The organism is Herbaspirillum sp. CAH-3, from assembly GCF_009668275.1.
In the GTDB taxonomy this organism is placed as follows: domain Bacteria; phylum Pseudomonadota; class Gammaproteobacteria; order Burkholderiales; family Burkholderiaceae_D; genus Herbaspirillum; species Herbaspirillum aquaticum.
Window position 1 is genome coordinate 17,477 of the sequence record NZ_VSWE01000003.1, and the last position, 23,588, is coordinate 41,064.

Consider the following 23,588-nt stretch of genomic DNA (forward strand, 5'->3'; position numbering starts at 1 on the left):
CCATTTTAAGATAAAGTAGCTGCTTGCCTCGCCTGCGCCGAGGACATCCCTGATTTCTTTCCCCGCTTTCTTCTCTGCCATGACCACCACCATCGTCCGTGCCGCCTGTCCCCATGATTGCCCTGATACCTGCGCCCTGCTGGTGACCGTCAAGGACGGCGTCGCCACCGAAGTGCGCGGCGATCCGGCGCACCCGCCGACGGCCGGCGTGCTCTGCACCAAGGTCTCGCGCTATGCCGAGCGTACCTATCACCAGGACCGCCTGCTGCACCCCATGCGCCGCGTGGGCAAGAAGGGCGAGGGCAAGTTCGAACGCATCAGCTGGGACGAGGCCATCTCCACCATCGCGCAGCGCCTCGGCCAGATCGCCCTGCGCGATCCGCAAGCCATCCTGCCCTACAGCTATGCCGGGACCATGGGCCAGGTGCAGGGCGAATCGATGGCCGGCCGCTTCTTCAACCGCCTGGGCGCATCGCAGCTGGACCGCACCATCTGTGCCTCCGCCGGTGGCGCCGGCTATCGCTACACCATCGGTGCGCGCATCGGTACCGACCTGGAGCAGGTCGATCACGCCAAGCTCATCATCATCTGGGGCGGCAATCCGATTGCCTCCAACCTGCATTTCTGGACCCGCGTGCAAGCGGCCAAGCGCAACGGGGCACGCCTGATCGCCATCGATCCGTATCGCTCGCTGACCGCCGACAAATGCCACCAGCACATCGCGCTCTTGCCCGGGACCGATGCTGCCCTGGCGCTGGGCCTGATGCACGTGCTGATCGCAGAAGACTTGCTGGACCACGATTACATTGCACGCTACACGCTGGGCTTCGAGCAGCTCAAGGAGCGCGTGGCCGAATGGACGCCGGCCCGTACCGCCGAGGTGTGCGGCATCAGTGCGGACGAAGTACGGAACCTGGCACGCGAATACGGCCGCGTCGCACTGGCCGGGGAGGGCGCCTTCATCCGCGCCAATTACGGCCTGCAGCGCGTGCGCGGCGGCGGCATGGCCGCGCGCAACGTGGCTTGCCTGCCGGCGCTGGTGGGGGCCTGGCGCCATGCCTCGGGGGGCATCCAGCTGTCGGTGTCGGACAGCTTCCCCAAGGATACGGCCGCCTTGAGCCGTCCCGACCTGGCCGCGCGTCATGGCAAGCCCAGCCGCGTCATCAACATGAGCACCATTGGCGATGACCTGTTGAAGCCGGCCTCGTCCGACTTCGGTCCCCAGGTGGAGGCGGTGATCGTCTACAACTCCAACCCCGTGGCGGTGGCCCCGGAGTCGGGCAAGGTGGCGCAGGGCTTTGCACGCGAGGATCTGTTCACGGTGGTGCTGGAACATTTTCAGACCGATACCGCCGACTACGCCGATATCCTCCTGCCCGCGACCACGCAGCTGGAGCACATCGACGTGCATGCCTCGTATGGCCACGTCTACATGATGGCCAACAATGCCGCCATCGCCCCGCTGGGCGAGGCCAAACCGAATACCGAGATCTTCCGCCTGCTGGCCGCAGCGATGGGTTTTGAAGAAGACTGCTTCAAGGACAGCGACGATCAGTTGGCCGCCGTGGCCTTCAAGCGCGACGATCCGCGCAGCGCCGGCTACGACTGGGAACAGTTGAAAGAGAAGGGCTGGCAGCGCCTGTCGGTGCCGGTGGCCCCCTTTGCCGAAGGCGGGTTTGCCACGCCCTCGGGGAAGTGCGAGTTCTATTCCGGGCAGATGAAGGCCGCAGGTCTCGATCCTTTGCCGACCTATATCGCGCCCTATGAATCGGTGGCCAGCAATCCGCAGCTGGGCGCGAAATACCCGCTGGCGATGATCTCGCCGCCGGCGCGCAATTTCCTCAATTCCTCCTTCGTCAACGTGCAGAGCCTGCGTGATACGGAGGGCGAACCGCACCTCGACATGCATCCGCAGGACGCCGCCGCGCGCGGCATTGCGCAAGGGGATACGGTACGCATCTTCAATGATCGCGGCAGCATGCAGGCACGCGTGCGCGTGACCGACAAGGCGCGTGTGGGACTGGTGGTGGGCCTGTCGATCTGGTGGAAGAAATTTGCTGCCGATGGCAAGAACGCCAACGAAGTCACCAGCCAGCGCCTGACCGACATGGGCAATGCGCCGACCTTCTATGACGTGCTGGTGCAGGTGGAAAAACTGCAGCAGCCGGTCGTGACCGCCTGAGCGTTTTCCATGCTGCGCCGTGGCTTGCGTCGCTCTGTGCGCTGGGCACTCACACTGGGCGTGCTGGCAGCGGCGTGCGGGTTGACCGCCTGCTCCACCGTGTCGTATTACGCCCAGGCTGCGCACGGCCAGTTCTCGCTGCTGGCCCAAGCCAAACCGCTGGAGGACTGGCTCGATGACCCGGCCACCTCGCCTGCGCTCAAGGCCAAGCTGCAGACGGTGCGCGAGATCCGCCGCTATGCCGTTACCGAACTCGATCTGCCTGACAACGGCAGCTACCGCAGCTACGCGCAACTGGACCGGCCCTTCGTGCTGTGGAACGTGGTGGCCGCACCCGAGCTGTCGTTGAAACCCCGGCAGTGGTGCTTCCCCATTGCCGGCTGCGTGGACTATCGCGGCTACTATCACCTCAATGATGCGCAGGCCTATGCCGAGACGCTCAAGGCCGAAGGGTATGACGTCCAGGTTGCAGGGGTGCCGGCGTATTCCACGCTGGGCTGGTTCAATGATCCGGTGATCTCGACCTTCATCCAGTATCCCGATGGCGAACTGGCGCGGCTGATCTTCCATGAGCTGGCGCACCAGACCGTGTATGCGCCCGGTGATACCTCCTTCAATGAAGGGTTTGCGGTGGCGGTGGAAGAGCTGGGTGTGGAACGCTGGCTGGCGGCGCGCCATGATCCGGCGATGGTCGAGGCCTACCAGCGCTTTGCCGCCCGCAAACGTGAATTCCTGGCCTTGCTGGACAAGTACCGCGCCCAATTGAAGGACAACTACGACAGCGACGCCAGCGATGCCGACAAGCGCCAGCGCAAGGCGGCCATCTTCGATGCCCTGCGTGCTGAATATGCCCGGATCAAGGTCACCCGATGGAATGGCTATGCCGGCTATGACCGCTGGTTCGCCATGCCGCTGTCCAATGCGCACCTCGCCTTGGTTGGGGCGTATCACGACCTGGTCCCCGCCTTCCGCCAATTGTTTGCCCGCAGCAGCGGCTTCCCGGATTTTTATGACAAGGTGCGCGCCCTGGCGCGCATGGACAAGGCGGCACGCCATGCCGCTCTCGGTGACATGCCCTTGACCACGGGCAAGGCAGAGGCAGAAATGTTTCCCGCCTGCACCAATGACCGGCCCAAGGACGGCGACCCGGCGTATCATGCCGGATGAATTTGCGCGCGCGACCGGCGGCCTGGACAAGGTAATGCACGCAGACCGGCCGTGATATCGCCGCCGTTGCCAGCCATTTTGCAAAAAATCTCAAATTTGGGGCGCAAAAAGCTTGCCCCGCAGTCGAATGCTGGATAGCATCTGCGATAAATAAAAAAACACTCGTGCTTTTTTTGCTGTGCGCGCCAACGCGGTGGCCTTGCATCACCGTCCAGCCCCAGCGCACGTTATGACCGGAGACAGAGGACACACTATGGAAAGATTCTGGCTTGCATCGTATCCCGCAGGCGTTCCCGCTGACATCGATCCCAGCCGCTATGGTTCGCTGGTGCAGATGATCGAAGAGGCTTTCGCCAAGCATGCCGATCGCAACGCTTACGTCTGCATGGGCAAGTATCTCCGCTATGGCGAACTCGATGCCATGTCGCGCGCCATGGGGGCCTGGCTGCAAGGCCTGGGCCTGCAGAAGGGCGCCCGCGTGGCGATCATGATGCCCAACGTGCTGCAATACCCGATCGCCATCGCCGCCATCCTGCGTGCCGGCTACACGGTGGTCAACGTCAATCCGCTCTACACGGCCCGCGAGCTGGAACATCAGTTGAAGGATTCCGGTGCCGAAGCCATCTTCGTGTTGGAGAACTTTGCCTGCACGCTGCAGAAGGTGGTGGCCCATACGCAGGTCAAGCACATTGTGGTAGCCAGCATGGGTGAGCTGCTCGGCACCCTCAAGGGGGCCATCGTCAACCTGGTGGTGCGGCACGTCAAGAAGATGGTGCCGGCCTGGTCGCTGCCCAATGCGATCTCCTTCAGCCGCGCGCTGTCGCAGGGCGAGGGCAAGACCTTGCAGAAGGTAGCGCTCACGCCTGATGATGTGGCCTTCCTGCAATACACCGGCGGTACCACGGGCGTAGCCAAGGGCGCCGTGCTGACCCATCGCAACCTGATCGCCAACGTGCTGCAGGCCGAAGAATGGCTGACCCCGGCGCTGAAGTCCGGCAAGCCCATCGACCAATTGGTGTTCGTCTGCGCGCTGCCGCTGTATCACATCTTTGCGCTCACCGTCTGCAACCTGCTGGGCACGCGTGAAGGCGCGCTGAACCTGCTGATCCCGAACCCGCGCGACATTCCCGGTTTCGTCAAGGAGTTGGCCAAGTACAAGGTCAATACCTTCCCGGCGGTCAATACGCTTTACAACGCGCTGCTCAACAATGCCGACTTTGCCAAGCTGGATTTCTCCGGCTATCGCTGCTGCGTGGGTGGCGGCATGGCGGTGCAGAAGAGCGTGGCCGACAAATGGAAGAAGCTGACCGGCTGCCCCATCATCGAAGGTTACGGTTTGTCTGAGACGTCGCCGATCGCCAGCGCGAACCCCTGCACCATCGATGAATACACCGGTACCATCGGCCTGCCGCTGCCGTCCACCGAAATCGCCATCCTCGATGATGATGGCCATCCGGTGCCGCTGGGCCAGCCGGGCGAAATCGCCATTCGTGGTCCGCAGGTGATGCCGGGTTACTGGCAGCGTCCGGATGAGACGGCCAAGGTCATGACGCCGGATGGTTTCTTCAAGACCGGTGACATCGGTGTGATGGATGCGCAGGGCTACACCAAGATCGTGGACCGCAAGAAGGACATGATCCTGGTCTCCGGCTTCAACGTCTATCCGAATGAAATCGAAGGCGTGGTGGCACAGCATCCGGCCGTGTTGGAGTGCGCCTGTGTGGGCGTGCCCGATGAACACACCGGCGAAGCGGTCAAGCTCTTTGTGGTTCGCAAGGACAAGTCGCTGACCAGCGAGCAATTGATGGCTTATTGCAAGGAGCAGTTCACCGGCTACAAGAAGCCCAAGTACATCGAGTTCCGGGATGAACTGCCCAAGACCAACGTGGGCAAGATCCTGCGCCGCGAGTTGCGGGATGATCCTGCGAAGGCAGCGCAGAAGCAGGCGGCGTGATGCGAGTGCTGCCGTAATCTGATTCCCTGAAGTTCGTCAGTCAGTTTTCTACATCAAGGCCTGAGTCCGGTATTGCACCGGACTCAGGCCTTTTCAGTTTGGGCTCACAGGACATGGCTGGTGGTGAGTCGTCATTGTCTCGACGCTGGTACATCCGCGATCGCATCTCGATCAGGGAAATCTCCCGCCGGCTGGACATCTCTCGAAACACGGGTCATCGCTATACCCGATCCGGAGCGATCGAGCCCTCCTACCCTTCAAGGCAATCATCCAGTGCCCTAGATGAATTCGCGCCTCGACTTTCAGCCTGACTCAGCGCAGAGGTGGTCAAATCGCGCAAGCAGAGACGAACCCTGAAACAGATGTTCCTGGACTTACGAGGGCTGGGATATGAAGGGTCTTATGACCGCGTGGCAGGCTTCGGGAGGCAATGGAAGGTGGGGCAAATTGAGGGGGGGCAATTTTGCAAGAAAATCAGCAGGCCGATGTGCACCTGACGCTTCTCCGCATGTTCGGCGAGCCGACATTCCCATTCTCGGGGATCGACATTGAAGAGTGGCTTGACGAGGCAGACACCCAATAGTGATGGCGCCACTCAAGTCAGCATCCAAGTACGGAATTACTCAGGACAATACTCCTTGGACTGAAACCGCCCTCCCTGAACCCATCTGCAAAAAGCCGCTTTCCGTGAGCCCCCTCCGGCAGCGGCTTTCCCCCTGTATGCAGCTTCAATCAGGTACCGGCGTCACCACCGGCTTGCCCGAGAAATGCGCCTGCAAATTGGTGAACGCCAGTTCCGCCATGGCCGTCCTGGTCACCAGCGTGCCGCTGGCCATGTGCGGCGTCAGCACCACGTTCTCCAGCGCGGCCAGTTCGGCCGGAATGTTCGGCTCATTCTCGAACACGTCCAGCCCCGCACCGGCAATCGTCCCAGCCTGCAGCGCCGCGATGAGCGCCTTTTCATCCACCACCGAACCACGCGCCACATTGATGAGGAAGCCCTTGGGTCCCAGCGCCTCCAGCACCTCGGCATTGACCAGCGCCCGCGTCCCCGCGCCACCCGGCGTGATCATCACCAGGAAATCAACCTCGCGCGCCAGCGAGACGATGTTTTCCACATAGGTGTAAGGCACATCCTTGCGCGAACGGTTGTGATACGCAATCTGCATGTCGAACGCCGCCGCGCGCTGCGCGATGGCTTGCCCGATGCGGCCCAGGCCGACGATGCCCAGGCGCGCGCCGCTGACCTTGGTGGTGAAGGGGAAGGGGCCCTTCTTCCATTCGCCGCTGCGGGCAAAGCGGTCGGCCCGCACCACATTGCGTGCCACGGCCAGCATCAGGGCAATGGCCATGTCGGCCACATCCTCGGTGAGCACGTCAGGCGTGTGGGTCACATGGATGCCGCGCTCGCGGGCGGCCGGCACATCCACCCCGTCATAGCCGACCCCGAACACCGAGACAATCTCCAGCGCCGGGAAGCGCGCCATGAATTCGCGCCCGACCTTGGCTTCGCCATTGGCGGCAATGCCGCGCACCTGCGGCGCAATGGCAGCCAGCGCTTCATCGGTGAGCGGATCGAGAATGAGGTTGTGGCAGCTGAAGTTCTGCTGCAGCAAGTCCAGCAGGTGCTGCGGCAGACGCGCGACGATGAGGACGACAGGGCGGTTGGGGGATGTCATGGGCAATATGAAGAGGAAGGGGAAGACAGTAAGGGAGGCATAACGATACGTCTGTGCCGCACCCTGCAGGCTGAAAAATTTTCAAGCCCGCAGGAGGGGAAGGGCGGCGCTCAGATCGCCGGGCTGGCCCCCGCTTCACGTACCGGATCCAGCGGCGGCAGCGGGCGCGGCTTGCGGTTTTCATCGGTGGCCACGTAGGTGAGGGTGGCTTCGGTCACCTTGACGATCTCGGTCTGCAGGCGATTGCGCTCTGCATAGACTTCAACGTTGACGGTGATGGAGGTATTGCCGACCTTGACGATATCGGCATAGAAGGACAGCAGGTCCCCCACGAACACCGGATTCTTGAACAGGAAGGAATTGACCGCAATGGTCGCCACCCGCCCGTTGGCGCGGCGCGTGGCCGGCAGCGAGCCGGCGATGTCGACCTGGGCCATGATCCAGCCGCCGAAGACGTCGCCATACACATTGGCATCCGACGGCATGGGCATGACGCGCAGCTGCGGTGCCTTGCCCGGCGGAAGTTGGGAAACGGTGGATGACATGGAAGGCTCCTTTGCAGGTGATGTCCGGCGGCGCGCCGGGATGGCTCTTATAATTCGGGTTTGCGGGTGTGCGGCTGTGCGCCCGCAGGCGCGGCAACAGCCTAGTGTATCGGATGTTGACCTCCTGCTGGTTTGCCGTGCCCGACCCTTTCATCCTGACCCGCCCATGCGCCGCTATCCCAATTCCGCCTCCTCACCGCAAGCCCCCGTCAAACGCCAGCGCGGCGACTGGGAAGTCGTCCGCACGCTGCTGCCCTACCTGTGGACCTACAAATGGCGCGTGATGCTGGCGCTGGCCTTCCTGGTCGGGGCCAAGCTGGCCAACGTGGGCGTGCCGCTGGTGTTGAAGAAGCTGGTCGATGCCATGACGATTACGCCGACCCATCCGCAAGCACTGCTGGTGCTGCCGCTGGGCCTGCTGGTGGCCTACGGCGCGCTGCGGCTGGCCACGGCGCTCTTCACCGAATTGCGCGAACTGATGTTTGCCCGCGTCACGCAGCGTGCGGTGCGCACCATCGCGCTGCAGGTCTTCCGCCATCTGCATGCGCTGTCGCTGCGCTTCCACCTGAACCGCCAGACCGGCGGCATGACGCGCGACATCGAACGCGGTACGCGCGGGGTCTCCACGCTGGTCTCCTATACGCTCTTCTCGATCCTGCCGACCATCATCGAGATCGTGCTGGTACTGGCCTACCTGAGCACGCATTACGACATCTGGTTCTCGCTCATCACGGCCGGCGCGCTGGTGCTCTACATCCTCTTCACCATCACGGTCACCGAGTGGCGCACGCATTTCCGCCGCACCATGAACGAACTGGATTCGCACGCCAATACGCGCGCCATCGATTCGCTGCTCAATTACGAGACGGTGAAGTATTTCGGTAACGAGGAATTCGAAGCGCGCCGCTATGACGAAGGCCTGCAGCGCTATGAACGCGCGGCCGTCAAATCGCAGAGTTCGCTGTCGCTGCTCAACACCGGACAATCCGCCATCATCGCCATCGCCGTCACGCTCATCCTGTGGCGCGCCATCGCGGGCGTCATCGATGGCAGCATGACGCTGGGCGACATGGTGCTGGTCAATGCCTTCATGATCCAGCTCTACATCCCGCTCAATTTCCTGGGGGTGCTCTATCGCGAAATCAAGCAGAGCCTGGCCGATATGGAACGCCTGTTCTCGCTGCTCGAAGAAAACCGCGAAGTGGCCGACCGGCCCGGTGCCCAGCCCTTGAAGACGCAGGGCGCGGAGCTGCATTTCGAGCATGTCGACTTCAGCTACGAGCGCAATCGCCAGATCCTCTTCGATGTCGATTTCAAGGTGCAGGCCGGCACCACCACGGCCGTGGTCGGCCATAGCGGCTCGGGCAAGTCGACGCTCTCGCGCCTGCTGTATCGCTTCTATGATGTCGACCAGGGCGCCATCCGCATCGATGGCCAGGACCTGCGCAACGTCACGCAAGCCTCGCTGCGCCAGGCCATCGGCATCGTGCCGCAGGATACGGTGCTCTTCAACGACACCATCGAATACAACATCGCCTACGGCAAGCCAGGTGCCACGCGCGAGCAGATCGTGGCAGCGGCCAAGGCGGCCTACATCCACGACTTCATCGAATCGCTGCCGGAAGGCTATGCCAGCATGGTCGGCGAGCGTGGACTGAAATTGTCGGGGGGTGAAAAGCAGCGTGTGGCTATCGCCCGCACCCTGCTCAAGGACCCGGCCATCCTCATCTTCGACGAAGCCACCTCGGCCCTCGATTCGCGTGCGGAGCAGGCCATCCAGCAGCAGCTGGAAGAGATCGCGCGCGAGCGCACCACGCTGGTCATTGCGCATCGCCTGTCCACCATCGTCAATGCGCAGCAGATCCTGGTGATGGATCACGGCCGCATCGTCGAACGCGGGACCCACGCCGGACTGCTCATGGCCAATGGCCTGTATGCGCAGATGTGGCTGCGCCAGCAGGCTGGCGCGGAAGAAGAGGGCGCATCGGCGCTGCCGCAGCCGGGGGGCGTGGTGCCGGCAGCCGAGCCCGGTGCCGAACCCACGGTCCTGATGCCGGCCGAACGACGCTGATGCCTGAGCCCGCGCGCGCTGCTTGCGCCGGCGCGGGCACAGCGGCACAATTCGCGCATTCGACCTAGAACGGGAAGTGGGCGGGCAATGGAAAGCAAATGGCTTGAGGATTTCGTCTCCCTGGCGGAAACGCGCAGTTTCAGTCGCTCGGCGGAGTTGCGGCATGTGACGCAACCGGCCTTTTCGCGGCGCATCCAGTCGCTGGAGGCCTGGCTGGGGACCGACCTGATCGACCGCACCTCCTACCCCACGCGCCTGACCGCCGCCGGCGAAGTCTTCTACGAACAGGCCGTGGCCATGCTGGGCCAGATCAACAACACGCGCGCGCTGCTGCGCGGCAAGCGCCCCACGGCGCAGACCACCATCGACTTCGCCGTCCCCCATACGCTCTCGCTGACCTACATGCCCAAGTGGTTGAGCGCCCTGGAGTCCGGCTTCGGCTCCATCAACACGCGCCTGATCGCCTTGAACGTCCACGACGCCGTGATGACCATCGTCGAGGGCGGCTGCGATCTGCTGCTGTGCTATCACCATCCGCGCCAGCCGGTGCAGCTCGATGCCAGCCGCTACGACATGCTCACCATGGGCACCGAAACCCTGCGCCCGTATTCGCGCTGCGACCGCAACGGCAAGCCGGACTACGTCTTTCCGGGCAGCGCCAAGGCCCCCGTGCCGTTCCTCTCGTACACCAGCAATGCCTACCTGGGCCGCATGGTGGAGCTGATGATGGCCGATACCAAGCGCCCGCTGCACCTGATGAAGCACTACGAGACCGACATGTCGGAAAGCCTCAAGATGATGGCGCTGGAGGGCCATGGGGTGGCCTTCCTGCCGGAGTCCTCGGTGCTGCGCGAAGTGCGCAACCGCCAGCTGGCGCGCACCGACGGGCCTACCGGGGAGTGGGAAGTCGAAATGGAAATCCGCCTCTATCGCGAGCGTCCGACCGCCCAGCGCACCGGCAAGGCACTGGTGGCGCGGCTCTGGGAATACCTGGTGGAGCTGGATGCGCAGCGGCAAGAAAAGGCCGAGCGCAACGAACGCGGGGAGCGTCCCAAGACGCCTGGCGGAAAAAGTCCGCGAACTGCTGAAAAACGCGATTCCTGATCAAAAATTAACAGGTGAAAATGTCGCAATCCCTTATCCATCAAGGGATTTGCAAGGTTATGCATGCCTTGCATAATTGCATGCTCACAAAGCATTAGCCTTGTTTTGAGCGGCTGGCTACGATGGCGGCGCTGAATCGGACAGGCACGAATTTCCAGCAGGCGCACCCCGCGCCGCGCTGGCGGGCGCGCCTCCGTCGCCGCCTTCTTGCGCGCCTTGTGGTGCGGCTTGCAGGCCGCTGCCGACGGAGTAACATGCTTGGCGGACTTTCGGAATTTGCAGGCCTTTTGTCTTTGAACAGCACGGCTATCCAAAGGAGCGATTGCATCATGTCGAACGTACCTAATCACGAAGTGCCATCCTACCTCGTCCCGCACGGCATCGGTCCGTGGGGCGTCTATCTCGAACAGATCGACCGCGTCACGCCCCACCTGGGCTCGCTGGCACGCTGGGTGGAAACCTTGAAGCGTCCCAAGCGCATCCTGGTGGTCGACGTGCCCATCGAGCGCGATGACGGCACCATTGCCCACTTCGAGGGTTATCGCGTGCAGCACAATACCTCGCGCGGTCCCGGCAAGGGCGGCGTGCGTTTCCACCAGGATGTGACGCTGTCCGAAGTGATGGCCCTGTCGGCCTGGATGACCATCAAGAATGCGGCCGTGAACGTCCCTTATGGCGGTGCCAAGGGCGGTATCCGTGTCGATCCCAAGACGCTCTCCCGTGGTGAACTGCAGCGCATGACGCGCCGCTACACCAGCGAGATCGGCATCATCATCGGTCCCAACAAGGACATCCCGGCGCCGGACGTGAACACCGATTCGCAGATCATGGCCTGGATGATGGATACCTATTCCATGAACCAGGGCAGCACGTCCTCGGGCGTGGTCACCGGCAAGCCGATCTCGCTGGGTGGCAGCCTGGGCCGCCATGAAGCCACCGGTCGCGGTGTCTTCGTGGTCGGTTGCGAAGCCGCTGCCAAGCGCGGCATGGACATCAAGGATGCCAAGGTTGCCGTGCAAGGTTTCGGCAACGTCGGCGGCATCGCTGCGCGCCTGTTCGCTGAAGCCGGTTCCAAGGTGGTGGCGGTGCAGGATCACGTGACCACCGTCTTCAATGCCGGCGGCCTGGACGTTCCTGCACTGCAGGCGTACGTGGCCAAGCATGGCAGCGTGAAGGGCTTCGAAGGTGCGGATGAAATCACCGACCGCGCCCAATTCTGGTCGGTCGACTGCGACATTCTGGTGCCTGCCGCACTGGAACAGCAGATCACCGAAGCCAACGCCAATCACATCAAGGCCAAGATCATCCTGGAAGGCGCCAACGGCCCGACCACCCCGGCGGCCGACGACATCCTGCGCGACAAGGGCGTGCTGATCGTGCCGGACGTGATCGCCAACGCCGGCGGTGTGACGGTGAGTTACTTCGAATGGGTGCAGGACTTCTCCAGCTTCTTCTGGACCGAAGACGAAATCAACCTGCGCCTGACCCGCATCATGCGCGAAGCCTTCGCCGCCGTCTGGCAGCTGGCCGAAGAGAAGAACGTGTCGCTGCGTACCGCGGCCTTCATCGTGGCGTGTACCCGCGTGCTGCAGGCGCGCGAAATGCGCGGCCTGTATCCGTGATGCAGTGATGCAGTAAAGACCGGTCCGGCGAGCACCGGACCACCCACGGCCAAAGACGGCGGCGCATTGCGCCACAGATCGTCGGTCGCATGATTCCAGAGCACTCTGGTTCGGAGGAGACGTGGTTGCTGTGCGCATGCGCACCGCAGGCCAACCAGCCTTGCGGCGCAAGATCTTCAGTGACGGACCCGGCATGACCATGCCGGGCGCTGCCGCATGTGCGCACGATTCGGCACGGGCCGCTGCGGCTTGCCATCCCGATGTCGTGCACGTAATGGGGCGGCGCGCGCTTGGCACATGGCTTCATGCGTGCCGCACTCGCATTGGCCGCCCTGGCGCTGGTATCTCTTCCTCCCTGCACTTTCCTGCACATCGCCCCGCAAGCGGCGTCCACACTGGCTCTCGGCCGGTGCTTCCTGATTCTTCCCGTTCCCCGGTTTCCCCTGTCACGATGCTGCCTTCCGCTGCACGCGTATGCGCTCGCGTGCATCGTGCGGCGGGTTTTTCTGGCATGGATATTGCTGAACGGAATGGGGTTGCTGCCGTGCCGCCGAGGTCCGCGCCAGCGCTTCCTGCGAGGTGCGAAGCGCTCCTCATCGGGTCGGATCGTGGTACTGGCGCCATGAGGGTTTTTGCGGATTGCCAGCCCGGGCGGCATATGTCGTACAATGCGCCCGCCGACAGTTGCGCTTGGGTAATTTGCCAGTGTGTGCTCCACCGAGGGGGTGGTCATCGCCACAGATCGCCAGTGGTGGAGCAAACAATGCTGGCAAAGAACTGTGTTAGCACACAGAATAGGCGACACGGCAGAAAACAATAACAGGCTCGTCAATACGGCCGGCCAGCCCGGTAGGGGCAGCGCGCAAGCGGATTCGCTACCAGGCCATTTGAACCGTTACGTAAAAAATTTTTCCAGGAGGTCACACAATGAAGTTATTGAAGCTAGCAGGGGTTTTGGTTGGGGCAAGCGTACTGATGAGCTCGGTGCATGCTGAGGAATTCACCGGCCGTCTGAAGAAGATCAAGGACTCGGGCACCCTGACGCTGGGCGTGCGCGATTCGTCGATTCCCTTCTCCTATCTGGACGACAAGCAGTCCTACCAGGGCTACTCGATCGACCTGTGCCTGAAGGCCGCGACCGCGATCCAGAAGAAGCTGGGCCTGACCTCGCTGAACATCAAGATGGTTCCGGTGACCTCGGCTACCCGCATCCCGCTGATCGCCAACGGTACCACTGACATTTCCTGCGACTCCGCGACCAACAACCAGGAACGCTGGAACCAGGTGGCCTTCTCGGTGACCGAGTTCGTGACCGCCAACAAGTTCCTGTCCAAGAAGGCAGCCAACCTGAAGACGCTGGACGACCTGAAGGGCAAGACCGTCGTCTCGACCTCCGGTACTTCCAACCTGAAGCAGATCACCGCGCTGAACGCCGAACGCAACCTGGGCATGAACATCCTGGCTGCCAAGGACCACGCCGAAGCCTTCCTGATGGTGGAAACCGGCCGTGCCGCCGCCTTCGTGATGGACGACATCCTGCTGTCCTCGCTGGCCGCCAACTCCAAGGCACCGGCTGACTACCAGGTTTCCTCGGAAGCCCTGTCGGTCGAGCCGTACGGCCTGATCCTGCCGAAGGGCGACAACGACTTCAAGAAGGTCGTCGACGATGCCCTGACCGTGGTCTACAAGGGTGACGACATCAAGAAGATCTACGCGAAGTGGTTCCAGTCGCCGATCCCGCCCAAGGGTGTCAACCTGAACGTGCCGATGAGCCCGCAGCTGCAAGCCGTCCTGGCCAAGCCGACCGACTCCTACGATCCGGCTGCCTACGCTGCCGTGCCGGAAGCGCAGAAGAACCTGGGCAAGAAGAAGTAAAAAGCGCATTGCTTCGTGCAATCGAACAAAACGGGGGCCTGTCCCCCGTTTTGTTTAGCCGGGACCGTCCCGCTTGCCTTGCGGCAAGGCGCGGAAAGAGCCGGCGCTGACCAGACAAGAAGCGGCGCGGCATTTGCCTGGTGACCGCGCCCGAGAACACAGACTTCGAACACAGACGAGGCCATTTATGCATTACAACTGGAATTGGGGAATCTTCTGGGAGATGTCTCCCGATGGCATCCCCTACATCGACACGCTGCTGGCGGGCCTGAAATGGACCCTGGCCACAGCCGCCTGCGCCTGGATCATGGCACTGATCCTGGGCACCATCTTCGGTACCCTGCGTACCACCACCAAACCTTGGGTGGTGCGCATTGCCAACGGCTACGTGGAACTGTTCCGCAACATTCCGCTGCTGGTCCAGATGTTCCTGTGGTATTTCGTGATGCCGGAGCTGCTGCCCGGCGCCATCGGTGACTGGATCAAGAGCCTGCCGGATGCGTCCTTCGTGACGGCGACCCTGGCCCTGGGTTTCTTCACCTCTTCGCGTGTGGCCGTGCAGGTGACCACCGGCATCCAGGCGCTGCCGCGCGGCCAGCGCATGGCCGGTGCCGCCCTGGGCCTGACCCCGGTGCAGACTTACCGCTACGTGCTGCTGCCGATGGCCTTCCGCATCATCATCCCGGCACTGACCAACGAGTTCGCCGCCATCATCAAGAACAGCTCGGTGGCCCTGACCATCGGCCTGGTCGAGCTGACCGCCGCGACCTACTCGATGCGTGAATTCACCTTCCAGACCTTCGAGGCCCTGACCGGTGCCACCATCATCTACCTGATCATTTCCGTGATCGCGCTGTTCATGGCGCGCCTGCTGGAAAAGATTACGGCCGTTCCGGGCTACATCACCGGCGGCAGCACCAGCGCAGGAGGGCATTGATCCATGTTCAGCAATTTCGATTTCGACGTCATCCAGCGCTCGTGGGTCTACCTCTTCACGACGGGCCTGAAGTTCACGCTCATCCTGACCTTCTCGGCCATGCTGGGCGGGATCATCCTGGGCACGCTGCTGGCCATGATGCGCCTGTCGTCCAACAAGCCGCTGTCGTTCATCGCGACCACCTACGTCAACCTGATCCGCTCCATTCCGCTGGTGCTGGTGATCTTCTGGTTCTACTTCCTGGTGCCCTTCATCGGCGCCTGGATCATCGGTGCCTCCGAACCCATCCAGGTCGGTGCGTTCCAGTCGGCCCTGATCACCTTCATCCTGTTCGAAGCCGCCTACTATTGCGAGATCATGCGCTCGGGCATCCAGTCCATCCCGCGTGGCCAGGTGTTTGCCGGCTATGCGATCGGCATGAACTACTGGCAGATGATGGGCAACGTGGTGCTGCCGCAGGCCTTCCGCAACATGACCCCGATCCTGCTGACGCAGACCATCGTGCTGTTCCAGGACGTCTCGCTGGTCTACGTGCTGGGCTCGGTGCCGGACTTCGTCACCAGCGCTTCCAAGATCGCGCAGCGTGACGGCCGCCTGGTGGAAATGTATCTCTTCGTGGCCGTGGTGTATTTCGTGCTGAGCTTTGGCCTGTCGACCCTGGTCAAGCGCTTCCAGAAGAAGATTGCCATCATCCGCTAAATGTCTTTGACGGCCGCCGCCCGCGCTCTGCAGCGCCAGCTGGCGGCCAGTGAATCCAGAATTCAGAAATCCAGGAGAATCCAAATGATCGAACTCAACAATGTCAGCAAGTGGTACGGCAGCTTCCAGGTCCTGACCGACTGCTCGACCTCCGTCAAGAAGGGCGACGTGGTGGTGGTGTGCGGCCCGTCCGGCTCCGGCAAGTCCACGCTGATCAAGACCGTCAACGGCCTGGAGCCGTTCCAGAAGGGCACCATCACCGTCGATGGCGTCTCCGTCGGTGACCCCAAGACCAACCTGTCCAAGCTGCGTGCGCGCATCGGCATGGTGTTCCAGAACTTCGAGCTGTTCCCGCACCTCTCCATCCGCGAGAACCTGACCATCGGCCAGATCAAGGTGCTGGGCCGTTCCAAGGAAGAGGCCACCGAAAAGGGCCTGAAGTACCTGGACCGCGTGGGCCTCTTGGCGCACAAGGACAAGTTCCCCGGCCAGCTCTCCGGCGGCCAGCAGCAGCGCGTGGCCATTGCCCGCGCACTGTCGATGGACCCGATCGCCATGCTGTTCGATGAACCGACCTCGGCGCTGGATCCGGAAATGATCAATGAAGTGCTCGACGTCATGGTGGGCCTGGCCCAGGAAGGCATGACCATGATGGTGGTGACCCACGAAATGGGCTTCGCCCGCAAGGTCGCCAACCGTGTGGTGTTCATGGACAAGGGTCTGGTCGTGGAAGACTGCGCCAAGGACGAGTTCTTCGCGCAGCCGCGCTCGGAACGCGCACGCGACTTCCTGGCCAAGATCATCACCCACTGATCGCGCTGGTTCGTATCGCAGCAAGGGCTGCCCCGGCAACGGGGCGGCCCTTGTCGTTTGTGCCAGGTCAAAAGCGGGTCAGGCCTTGCGTCCCGGGGTGCTTGACGGCTACGGTAGAATGTCGCCCTTGAAGACATCGCGGCTGGCTCTCCACAGCCCGCATCGGCCGGGATGCCTTGCCTGATCCGTAATCCTCAGACCGACACCACTCCAAGACCGAAAGATCCGCAATGAGCAACGTACTGACCATCACCCGCCCGGACGACTGGCACCTGCACCTGCGCGACGGCGCCACCATGCAGGACGTGCTGCCGCATACGGCACGCCAGTTCGCACGCGCCATCGTCATGCCCAACCTGAAGCCGCCGGTGACCACCACCGAACAGGCCGGTGCGTATCGCGATCGCATCCTGGCCGCCTTGCCGGCAGGCATGTCCTTCGAGCCGCTGATGGTGCTCTACCTGACCGACAATACCCCGCCCGAAGAAATCCGCCGCGCCAAGGAAAGCGGTTTCGTCAAGGCCGTCAAGCTCTACCCGGCCGGTGCCACCACCAACTCCGACGCTGGCGTGACGGACCTGTCGAAGTGCTACAAGACCCTGGAAGTCTTGCAGGAAGTGGGCATGCCCTTCCTGGTCCATGGCGAAGTGACCGATCCCGAGATCGACCTGTTCGACCGCGAAGCCGTCTTCATCGACCGCATCATGACGCCGCTGCGCAAGGCCATGCCGGAACTGAAGGTGGTCTTCGAGCACATCACCACCAAGGAAGCGGCCGACTACGTGCTGGCTGGCGTTGGTCCGACGGCCGCCACCATCACGGCGCACCATTTGCTCTTCAACCGCAACGAGATCTTCAAGGGCGGCATCCGTCCGCACTACTACTGCCTGCCGGTCTTGAAGCGCGAGACCCATCGCAAGGCGCTGGTAGCAGCAGCCACGTCGGGCAATGACAAGTTCTTCCTCGGTACCGATTCGGCCCCGCATGCCAAGGGGGCCAAGGAGCACGCCTGTGGCTGCGCCGGCTGCTACACCGCGCTGCATGCGCTGGAGCTGTATGCCCAGGCCTTCGACAGCGCCGGTGCGCTGGACAAGTTCGAAGCCTTCGCCAGCTTCAACGGTCCGGACTTCTACAACCTGCCGCGCAACACCGGTACCGTCACCCTGAAGCGCGAGACCTGGGCCATTCCCGCCGAGCTGCCCATGGGCGATGCCACCGTGGTGCCCCTGTCGGCGGGCGAACAGATCCATTGGAAGATGGTCTGATCCGGTTCAGGGATCAGCCATGTTCCTTCGTCCCCGGCCAGCCCGCACGAGTGGCGCGGCCGGGATGTCCATCACAACGAGAGAAAGGCGAGCTGTATGCAAGTCGTCGATGAACTGATTACCGATTTCGACAAGGCGCTGCGCGTGATCAGCGGCGTGGTGTTCGAGAGCCGTCCCAACCCGGGACGTGGCCTGCCGGACGGTGTCATGAACGAGGCCGAGAAGCGCCATGCGGCCGGGCTGATGCGCGTCAACAACGTGGGCGAGGTCTGCGCCCAGGCGCTCTACGACGCCCAGGGCCGCTTTGCCCAGACGGAAGATATCAAAGCGGCCTTCAAGCGCGCCGGCATCGAGGAAGAGGATCACCTCGCCTGGACCGCCGAACGCCTGCGCGAACTGGGGTCGCATACCAGCCTGCTCAATCCGCTGTGGTATGGCGGCGCCTACGTGCTGGGCAGCATCGCGGCACGGCTGGGCGATGCGCGCAACCTGGGTTTCGTCTCCGAGACCGAGCGCCAGGTCGAGCACCACCTGCTGGGCCACCTGGACAAGCTGCCGGCCCAGGACAACCGCTCGCGCGCCATCGTCGACCAGATGCGCCTCGATGAGATCGAGCACGGCCAGGCCGCGCGTGACCTGGGCGCAGCCGAAGTGCCGGCACCGGTACGTGGATTGATGAAGGCCATGGCCAAGGTCATGACCACGGTGGCTTACCGGATCTGAACCCGGAAGGCGGCCGGATCGCCGGACATGAAAAAAGCGGCCTCGGCCGCTTTTTTTCTTGCTGCATCCTGCCTTGGCTGCCTTGGCACTTACTGCTGCTGGGCGGCTGCCGAGGAGGTATCGGTCAGGTCGTCGATGATCTCGAAGGAGTGCGTGATCTCGGCTGTCTTCTCCAGCATGATCGATGCCGAGCAGTACTTGTCGTGGGACAGCTTGATGGCGCGCTCGACCACGTTGGTCTTGAGGTTGCGGCCGCGCACGGTGAAGTGGAAATGAATCTTGGTGAACACCTTGGGATCGGTCTCGGCGCGCTCGGACTTCAGGGTCACGTCGCAGCCGCGCACGTCCTGGCCGCTCTTGCGCAGGATGACCACCACGTCGTAGGCGGTGCAGCCACCGGTACCGGCCAGCACCACTTCCATGGGGCGCGGCGCCAGGTTGCGGCCGCCGCCATCAGGGGCGCCATCCATCGTCAGCAGGTGGCCCGAACCGGTTTCCGCCGTGAAGGTCATGCCGGACAAGCCGGTCCAACGTACTGTGCATTCCATCTGTCTCGTCCCAATGGGTTCAATGAAGCTGCGTATTGTAGCTTTTGACGCGCCCGCCTGCAGCCGGTGCAGGGCAGGGCATATGAAACTTGGTGATTTTTGCGCTGCAGAAAAATTGACGAATGATTATTCCTGTTTCGCATTCCGGAAGGGCTTGCAGGAACTTGTAACCCAATAGTGACGCTGCTTGCAGACAGTTACAAATTTATTCGCCTCGCGTTATTGCGTTGCACAAACCGCTTTGCTATATTGAATTCAACGGAAGTTTTTGCAGCACGTAACGATGTCTCCTCCACCCTCCTCATTGGTGTGGATTAAACCCGGAACCTGAGTGTCCGGGTTTTTTTTGTCCATTTTCCGGCCAGGCGCTTCGCAAAGTTGCGCTGAGGGCAACTAAATGCCGTCTTCCGGCGATAAAAGCCAGGCAGAATGCCGGATCGACGCCACAATCCCCCAAAACCTTTTGACGCTAAGTCCTTGAAAAGGCTATACTTGCCGGCTTTCCCATGCGCTCGGGAAGATAAAAGGATGAGTCCGCGAAGCGAAGTACAAAGGACAGCAGGTTTCGGCCCGCTGGCCCGCATGAGCGGAACCGCCATTTGAGCGTTTATATACTGATAGAGAAAGTCAAACATGAAGACCTTTTCCGCTAAAGCCCATGAGGTTCAGCGCGAGTGGTTCGTGATTGACGCGACGGACTTGGTCCTCGGACGTGTTGCCAGCGAAGTGGCACTCCGACTGCGCGGCAAGCACAAACCCGAATTCACTCCGCACGTCGATACCGGTGACTTCATCGTCGTCGTCAACGCAGGCAAGCTGCGCGTGACCGGCACCAAGGCCACTGAAAAGACCTATTTCCGCCACAGCGGTTATCCGGGCGGCATCTACGAAACCAACTTCCTGAAGATGCAACAGCGTTTCCCCGGCCGTGCGCTGGAGAAGGCCGTCAAGGGCATGCTGCCCAAGGGTCCGCTGGGCTACGCCATGATCAAGAAGCTGAAGGTTTATGCAGATGGCAACCATCCGCACGCCGCGCAGCAACCGAAACCCCTCGCCCTCTAAGGAACAGACATGATCGGTAACTACAATTACGGAACCGGCCGTCGCAAGAGTGCAGTGGCGCGTGTTTTCATCAAGGCAGGTTCGGGCAACATCGTCGTCAATGGCAAGCCCGCCGCTGAGTACTTCTCCCGCGAAACCGGCCTGATGGTGATCCGTCAGCCGCTGGAACTGACCGGCAACGTCGAGCGTTTCGACATCAAGGTGAACGTCCACGGTGGCGGCGAATCCGGCCAGGCCGGCGCTGTTCGCCACGGCATCACCCGCGCCCTGATCGACTACGATGCTGGCTTGAAGCCGGCCCTGTCCAACGCAGGCTTCGTCACCCGTGACGCGCGTGAAGTCGAACGTAAGAAGGTTGGTCTGCGCAAGGCACGTCGCGCAAAGCAATTCTCGAAGCGTTAATCGTTTCTTGCATTACGGAAAGCCGTCGGCATCTGTGCCGGCGGCTTTTTGCTTTTCTGCGTTGCCGCTGTGCTTTTGCATGGGGAGTTTTGCACTTGCTTGCGCAACGTCTCGTAGTGTGACGATAATTTCGGCTATTTGCGGAAATTACTGTCCGAGCGGAAATCAGCGGGAAATATTCTCCTGCTAAAATTGACCGCTTTTCAGCGTGCCATGCACGCACGTCCGGCGCTCGTCCGCCACGGCGTTTTTTCTTCGCCTTTTCTCGCAAGGACCAGACATGATCAAGGTAGGTATCGTTGGCGGAACCGGTTACACCGGCGTCGAATTGCTGCGTATTTTCGCGACGCACCCACAGGCCCGCGTGCAGGCCGTGACGTCGCGCAAGGAAGACGGCATGCCGGTGGCCGAGATGTATCCGTCCCTGCGCGGCCGCGTGGACGTGGCGTTCTCCTCCCCCGACAAGGCCCGCCTGACCGATTGCGACGTGGTCTTCTTCGCCACCCCGCACGGCGTGGCCATGGCCCAGGCGCCCGAACTGGTGGCTGCTGGCGTGAAGGTGATCGACCTGGCAGCGGACTTCCGCATGCAGGACGTGGCCGCCTTCGAGAAGTGGTACAAGCTGCCGCACAGCTGCACCGACCTGTTGAAGGAAGCCGCCTACGGCCTGCCCGAACTGAACCGTGAAGCCATCCGCAAGGCGCGCGTGGTGGGCAATCCCGGCTGCTATCCGACCACCATGCAGCTGGGCTTTGCGCCGCTGCTCAAGGCCGGCGTGATCGATGCCTCGCACCTGATCGCCGACTGCAAGTCCGGTGTCTCCGGCGCCGGCCGCAAGGCGGAACTGAGCCTGCTGTTCTCGGAAGCCTCCGACAACTTCAAGGCCTATGGCGTCTCCGGCCATCGCCACTCGCCCGAAACCATCGAGCGCCTGTCGCACCTGACCAGTGACAAGGTCGGCCTGCTGTTTACGCCGCACCTGGTGCCGATGATCCGTGGCATGCACTCCACCCTGTACGCGCGCCTGACCAAGGATATCGACAATGCCGCCCTGCAGGCCCTGTTCGAAGAGGCCTACAAGGATGAGCCCTTCGTCGACGTGCTGCCCTTCGGTTCGCATCCCGAGACCCGCACCACGCGCGCCTCCAACATGCTGCGCCTGGCCGTGCATCGTCCTGACAATGGCGACACGGTGGTGGTGCTGGTGGTCCAGGACAATCTGGTCAAGGGCGCTTCCGGCCAGGCCGTGCAGTGCATGAACCTGATGTTTGGACTGGATGAAACCACCGGCCTGCAGCAGGTCCCGGTCCTGCCGTGAAGTACCGCTTGTGGCGTCGGCGCATGAGCATTTCTGCGCCGAAAATGACCATCAAGCGCCATCTCCCGCTGCCGCTGCTGATCCTGCTGTGGGCAGCGGTGGTGGCCGTGGGGGCGGCGGCGGCGGTCTGGACCTACCAGCTGGGACGCAACAACCTGCCTGGACTGCATGGTGACGCTGGCGAACAGATCGAGGAGCTCAGCGAACAGGTCAAGAAACTGACCGCCGAAAATGAGCGCTTGCAATCGGCCTCCAACGCGTCGCAAAATGAACTGAAGATTGCCCAGACGGCGCAAGCCACGCTGGCCACCCAGGTCAAGAACCTGGAGGCGGAAATCAACCGCCAGAAGGAAGACCTGGCGTTCTTCGACAGCCTGCTGCCGACCAACCTGGGCGCACCCGGCATCACCATCCAGCGCTTCAAGGCCGAACAGGCCTCGCCCAACCAACTGCGCTATCGCGTGCTGGTCATGCAAGGTGGTGGGGGAACGCAACAGTTTGCAGGAAACCTGCAACTTAGTGTCAATATGGTGCAGGGCGGCAAAGGTGTTACCATCAACTTCCCGGAAAGCAATTCCTCTGACCAGGCGCGTTACCGGCTCGCATTCAAGTACTACCAGCGGGTCGAGGGCCTGCTGACCATTCCTGAGGGCGCCATCGTCAAGTCGGTGGCCGTCCGTGTTCTCGACCGCGGCCAGGTGCGTGCCCAGCAGTCGGTAGATCTGTGAGGTGATTCCATGTTTACACGCAAGACCAAAAGCACGATCGACAGCCTGATCGGCATGTCCACCAGCATCACGGGCGATGTCGGCTTCAAGGGCGGCCTGCGCATCGACGGCGCCATTACCGGCAACATCAATGCCGAAGCCGGCCAGCCCAGCGTGCTGGTCATCTCGGAGCACGCCAAGGTGGTCGGTGAGGTGCGTGCGGCGCACCTGATCGTCAACGGCGAGATCGTCGGCGACGTCCACTCCAGCGAACTGCTGGAGCTGCAGCCCAAGGCTCGCATTACCGGCAATGTCTTCTACAAGGCGCTGGAGATGCATGGCGGTGCCCTGGTGTCGGGCAAGCTCAGCCATGACCAGCAGGTCGAGACGCCGCTGCTGAAGCTGGCTGCATCGTCGGAAGCATGAAAATCCGCAAGCGCTTATAATGGCTTTATCGATCTAATGTATTGATCCGCCTCAAGCCCAGCAGGAGCCCGAAATGAACGCCGTAGCCGAACTGCAACAAACCGACATGCCCGCCCCGATCAACTTCAGCGACAGCGCAGCCGCCAAGGTGGCCCAGCTGATCGAGGAAGAAGGCAATCCCGACCTGAAACTGCGCGTCTTCGTGCAGGGCGGTGGTTGCTCGGGTTTCCAGTACGGTTTCACCTTTGATGAAATCGTCAACGAAGACGACACCACCATGAGCAAGAACGGTGTCCAGCTGTTGATCGACTCGATGAGCTACCAGTACCTGGTGGGCGCCGAGATCGACTACAAGGACGACCTGGAAGGCGCGCAATTCGTCATCAAGAACCCGAACGCCACGACCACTTGCGGTTGCGGCTCCTCGTTCTCGGTGTAAGCGCCGCCAGATTCCCCGCCTGGTGCAGCTTTGCGGGGAGATGAAGAAAA

21 protein-coding genes are annotated in these 23,588 nt (G+C 62.2%); 18 read left to right on the forward strand and 3 right to left on the reverse strand.

Features of this window, described 5'->3' with window-relative positions; all coding sequences use genetic code 11:
* Positions 1–79 precede the first annotated feature (79 nt).
* The 3 genes from FYB76_RS04510 (at position 80) to FYB76_RS04520 (ending at position 5,303) form a co-directional block, all read left to right on the forward strand.
* Positions 80–2,182, forward strand: a complete 2,103-nt coding sequence (locus tag FYB76_RS04510; protein ID WP_154132830.1) for a molybdopterin-dependent oxidoreductase — start codon at positions 80–82, stop codon at positions 2,180–2,182.
* A 9-nt stretch (positions 2,183–2,191) separates the two neighbouring features.
* Positions 2,192–3,349: an aminopeptidase gene (locus FYB76_RS04515; RefSeq protein WP_154132831.1), complete on the forward strand. Its 1,158-nt coding sequence runs from the start codon at positions 2,192–2,194 to the stop codon at positions 3,347–3,349.
* A gap of 253 nt (positions 3,350–3,602) precedes the next feature.
* On the forward strand, positions 3,603–5,303 hold the full coding sequence (locus FYB76_RS04520; RefSeq protein ID WP_154132832.1) for a long-chain fatty acid--CoA ligase: 1,701 nt from the start codon (positions 3,603–3,605) through the stop codon (positions 5,301–5,303).
* Positions 5,304–6,031: 728 nt separating this feature from the next.
* Here FYB76_RS04520 and FYB76_RS04525 read toward each other — a convergent pair.
* Both FYB76_RS04525 and FYB76_RS04530 read right to left on the reverse strand, forming a co-directional pair.
* Entirely contained in the window at positions 6,032–6,982 is a 951-nt protein-coding gene (locus FYB76_RS04525) for a 2-hydroxyacid dehydrogenase (RefSeq protein WP_154132833.1), read from the reverse strand.
* A 110-nt stretch (positions 6,983–7,092) separates the two neighbouring features.
* Positions 7,093–7,527, reverse strand: a complete 435-nt coding sequence (locus FYB76_RS04530; protein ID WP_008331921.1) for an acyl-CoA thioesterase — start codon at positions 7,525–7,527, stop codon at positions 7,093–7,095.
* Positions 7,528–7,693: 166 nt separating this feature from the next.
* Here FYB76_RS04530 and FYB76_RS04535 point away from each other — a divergent pair, with 166 nt between their 5' ends.
* The 9 genes from FYB76_RS04535 (at position 7,694) to coq7 (ending at position 18,636) form a co-directional block, all read left to right on the forward strand.
* Complete coding sequence (locus FYB76_RS04535) at positions 7,694–9,598, forward strand: ABC transporter ATP-binding protein/permease (RefSeq protein ID WP_154132834.1); 1,905 nt, start codon at positions 7,694–7,696, stop codon at positions 9,596–9,598.
* A gap of 87 nt (positions 9,599–9,685) precedes the next feature.
* Entirely contained in the window at positions 9,686–10,702 is a 1,017-nt protein-coding gene (locus FYB76_RS04540) for a LysR family transcriptional regulator (protein ID WP_154132835.1), read from the forward strand.
* Between the two features lie 329 nt (positions 10,703–11,031).
* Positions 11,032–12,324, forward strand: coding sequence for a Glu/Leu/Phe/Val dehydrogenase (locus FYB76_RS04545; protein ID WP_039786889.1), 1,293 nt, complete (start codon positions 11,032–11,034; stop codon positions 12,322–12,324).
* 927 nt (positions 12,325–13,251) lie between these two features.
* Positions 13,252–14,199, forward strand: a complete 948-nt coding sequence (locus FYB76_RS04550; RefSeq protein ID WP_088755720.1) for an amino acid ABC transporter substrate-binding protein — start codon at positions 13,252–13,254, stop codon at positions 14,197–14,199.
* A 187-nt stretch (positions 14,200–14,386) separates the two neighbouring features.
* On the forward strand, positions 14,387–15,136 hold the full coding sequence (locus FYB76_RS04555; RefSeq protein WP_088755719.1) for an amino acid ABC transporter permease: 750 nt from the start codon (positions 14,387–14,389) through the stop codon (positions 15,134–15,136).
* 3 nt (positions 15,137–15,139) lie between these two features.
* Positions 15,140–15,835, forward strand: coding sequence for an amino acid ABC transporter permease (locus FYB76_RS04560; RefSeq protein ID WP_006461962.1), 696 nt, complete (start codon positions 15,140–15,142; stop codon positions 15,833–15,835).
* 84 nt (positions 15,836–15,919) lie between these two features.
* Positions 15,920–16,648, forward strand: a complete 729-nt coding sequence (locus tag FYB76_RS04565) for an amino acid ABC transporter ATP-binding protein (RefSeq protein ID WP_006461963.1) — start codon at positions 15,920–15,922, stop codon at positions 16,646–16,648.
* Positions 16,649–16,878: 230 nt separating this feature from the next.
* Positions 16,879–17,913, forward strand: coding sequence for a dihydroorotase (pyrC, locus tag FYB76_RS04570; RefSeq protein ID WP_154132836.1), 1,035 nt, complete (start codon positions 16,879–16,881; stop codon positions 17,911–17,913).
* A 96-nt stretch (positions 17,914–18,009) separates the two neighbouring features.
* Positions 18,010–18,636 (forward strand): 2-polyprenyl-3-methyl-6-methoxy-1,4-benzoquinone monooxygenase, encoded by a 627-nt coding sequence (coq7, locus tag FYB76_RS04575; RefSeq protein ID WP_039786897.1) that lies wholly within the window; start codon positions 18,010–18,012, stop codon positions 18,634–18,636.
* 89 nt (positions 18,637–18,725) lie between these two features.
* On the opposite strand, the gene FYB76_RS04580 is transcribed toward coq7, so the two are convergent.
* Positions 18,726–19,184, reverse strand: a complete 459-nt coding sequence (locus tag FYB76_RS04580; protein WP_034350979.1) for an OsmC family protein — start codon at positions 19,182–19,184, stop codon at positions 18,726–18,728.
* A gap of 633 nt (positions 19,185–19,817) precedes the next feature.
* Here FYB76_RS04580 and rplM point away from each other — a divergent pair.
* The 6 genes from rplM (at position 19,818) to erpA (ending at position 23,538) form a co-directional block, all read left to right on the forward strand.
* Positions 19,818–20,246: a 50S ribosomal protein L13 gene (rplM, locus tag FYB76_RS04585; protein ID WP_013235788.1), complete on the forward strand. Its 429-nt coding sequence runs from the start codon at positions 19,818–19,820 to the stop codon at positions 20,244–20,246.
* 9 nt (positions 20,247–20,255) lie between these two features.
* On the forward strand, positions 20,256–20,648 hold the full coding sequence (gene rpsI / locus FYB76_RS04590) for a 30S ribosomal protein S9 (RefSeq protein ID WP_154132837.1): 393 nt from the start codon (positions 20,256–20,258) through the stop codon (positions 20,646–20,648).
* A 280-nt stretch (positions 20,649–20,928) separates the two neighbouring features.
* Positions 20,929–21,966 (forward strand): N-acetyl-gamma-glutamyl-phosphate reductase, encoded by a 1,038-nt coding sequence (gene argC / locus FYB76_RS04595; protein ID WP_088755716.1) that lies wholly within the window; start codon positions 20,929–20,931, stop codon positions 21,964–21,966.
* Positions 21,967–21,989: 23 nt separating this feature from the next.
* The gene (locus FYB76_RS04600; protein ID WP_088755754.1) at positions 21,990–22,694 is read left to right on the forward strand and encodes a DUF6776 family protein; all 705 of its coding nucleotides are present in this window, start codon (positions 21,990–21,992) and stop codon (positions 22,692–22,694) included.
* 9 nt (positions 22,695–22,703) lie between these two features.
* Positions 22,704–23,099, forward strand: coding sequence for a polymer-forming cytoskeletal protein (locus FYB76_RS04605; protein ID WP_088755715.1), 396 nt, complete (start codon positions 22,704–22,706; stop codon positions 23,097–23,099).
* A 73-nt stretch (positions 23,100–23,172) separates the two neighbouring features.
* Positions 23,173–23,538 (forward strand): iron-sulfur cluster insertion protein ErpA, encoded by a 366-nt coding sequence (gene erpA / locus FYB76_RS04610; RefSeq protein WP_008331898.1) that lies wholly within the window; start codon positions 23,173–23,175, stop codon positions 23,536–23,538.
* Positions 23,539–23,588 lie beyond the last annotated feature (50 nt).

Excerpts from the sequence above, each read along its gene's own strand:
- FYB76_RS04510 (WP_154132830.1), top strand. The coding sequence starts at position 80 with ATGACCACCACCATCGTCCGTGCCGCCTGTCCCCATGATTGCCCTGAT.
- FYB76_RS04515 (WP_154132831.1), top strand. The coding sequence starts at position 2,192 with ATGCTGCGCCGTGGCTTGCGTCGCTCTGTGCGCTGGGCACTCACACTG.
- FYB76_RS04520 (WP_154132832.1), top strand. The coding sequence starts at position 3,603 with ATGGAAAGATTCTGGCTTGCATCGTATCCCGCAGGCGTTCCCGCTGAC.
- FYB76_RS04525 (WP_154132833.1), bottom strand. The coding sequence starts at position 6,982 with ATGACATCCCCCAACCGCCCTGTCGTCCTCATCGTCGCGCGTCTGCCG.
- FYB76_RS04530 (WP_008331921.1), bottom strand. The coding sequence starts at position 7,527 with ATGTCATCCACCGTTTCCCAACTTCCGCCGGGCAAGGCACCGCAGCTG.
- FYB76_RS04535 (WP_154132834.1), top strand. The coding sequence starts at position 7,694 with ATGCGCCGCTATCCCAATTCCGCCTCCTCACCGCAAGCCCCCGTCAAA.
- FYB76_RS04540 (WP_154132835.1), top strand. The coding sequence starts at position 9,686 with ATGGAAAGCAAATGGCTTGAGGATTTCGTCTCCCTGGCGGAAACGCGC.
- FYB76_RS04545 (WP_039786889.1), top strand. The coding sequence starts at position 11,032 with ATGTCGAACGTACCTAATCACGAAGTGCCATCCTACCTCGTCCCGCAC.
- FYB76_RS04550 (WP_088755720.1), top strand. The coding sequence starts at position 13,252 with ATGAAGTTATTGAAGCTAGCAGGGGTTTTGGTTGGGGCAAGCGTACTG.
- FYB76_RS04555 (WP_088755719.1), top strand. The coding sequence starts at position 14,387 with ATGCATTACAACTGGAATTGGGGAATCTTCTGGGAGATGTCTCCCGAT.
- FYB76_RS04560 (WP_006461962.1), top strand. The coding sequence starts at position 15,140 with ATGTTCAGCAATTTCGATTTCGACGTCATCCAGCGCTCGTGGGTCTAC.
- FYB76_RS04565 (WP_006461963.1), top strand. The coding sequence starts at position 15,920 with ATGATCGAACTCAACAATGTCAGCAAGTGGTACGGCAGCTTCCAGGTC.
- pyrC (WP_154132836.1), top strand. The coding sequence starts at position 16,879 with ATGAGCAACGTACTGACCATCACCCGCCCGGACGACTGGCACCTGCAC.
- coq7 (WP_039786897.1), top strand. The coding sequence starts at position 18,010 with ATGCAAGTCGTCGATGAACTGATTACCGATTTCGACAAGGCGCTGCGC.
- FYB76_RS04580 (WP_034350979.1), bottom strand. The coding sequence starts at position 19,184 with ATGGAATGCACAGTACGTTGGACCGGCTTGTCCGGCATGACCTTCACG.
- rplM (WP_013235788.1), top strand. The coding sequence starts at position 19,818 with ATGAAGACCTTTTCCGCTAAAGCCCATGAGGTTCAGCGCGAGTGGTTC.
- rpsI (WP_154132837.1), top strand. The coding sequence starts at position 20,256 with ATGATCGGTAACTACAATTACGGAACCGGCCGTCGCAAGAGTGCAGTG.
- argC (WP_088755716.1), top strand. The coding sequence starts at position 20,929 with ATGATCAAGGTAGGTATCGTTGGCGGAACCGGTTACACCGGCGTCGAA.
- FYB76_RS04600 (WP_088755754.1), top strand. The coding sequence starts at position 21,990 with ATGAGCATTTCTGCGCCGAAAATGACCATCAAGCGCCATCTCCCGCTG.
- FYB76_RS04605 (WP_088755715.1), top strand. The coding sequence starts at position 22,704 with ATGTTTACACGCAAGACCAAAAGCACGATCGACAGCCTGATCGGCATG.
- erpA (WP_008331898.1), top strand. The coding sequence starts at position 23,173 with ATGAACGCCGTAGCCGAACTGCAACAAACCGACATGCCCGCCCCGATC.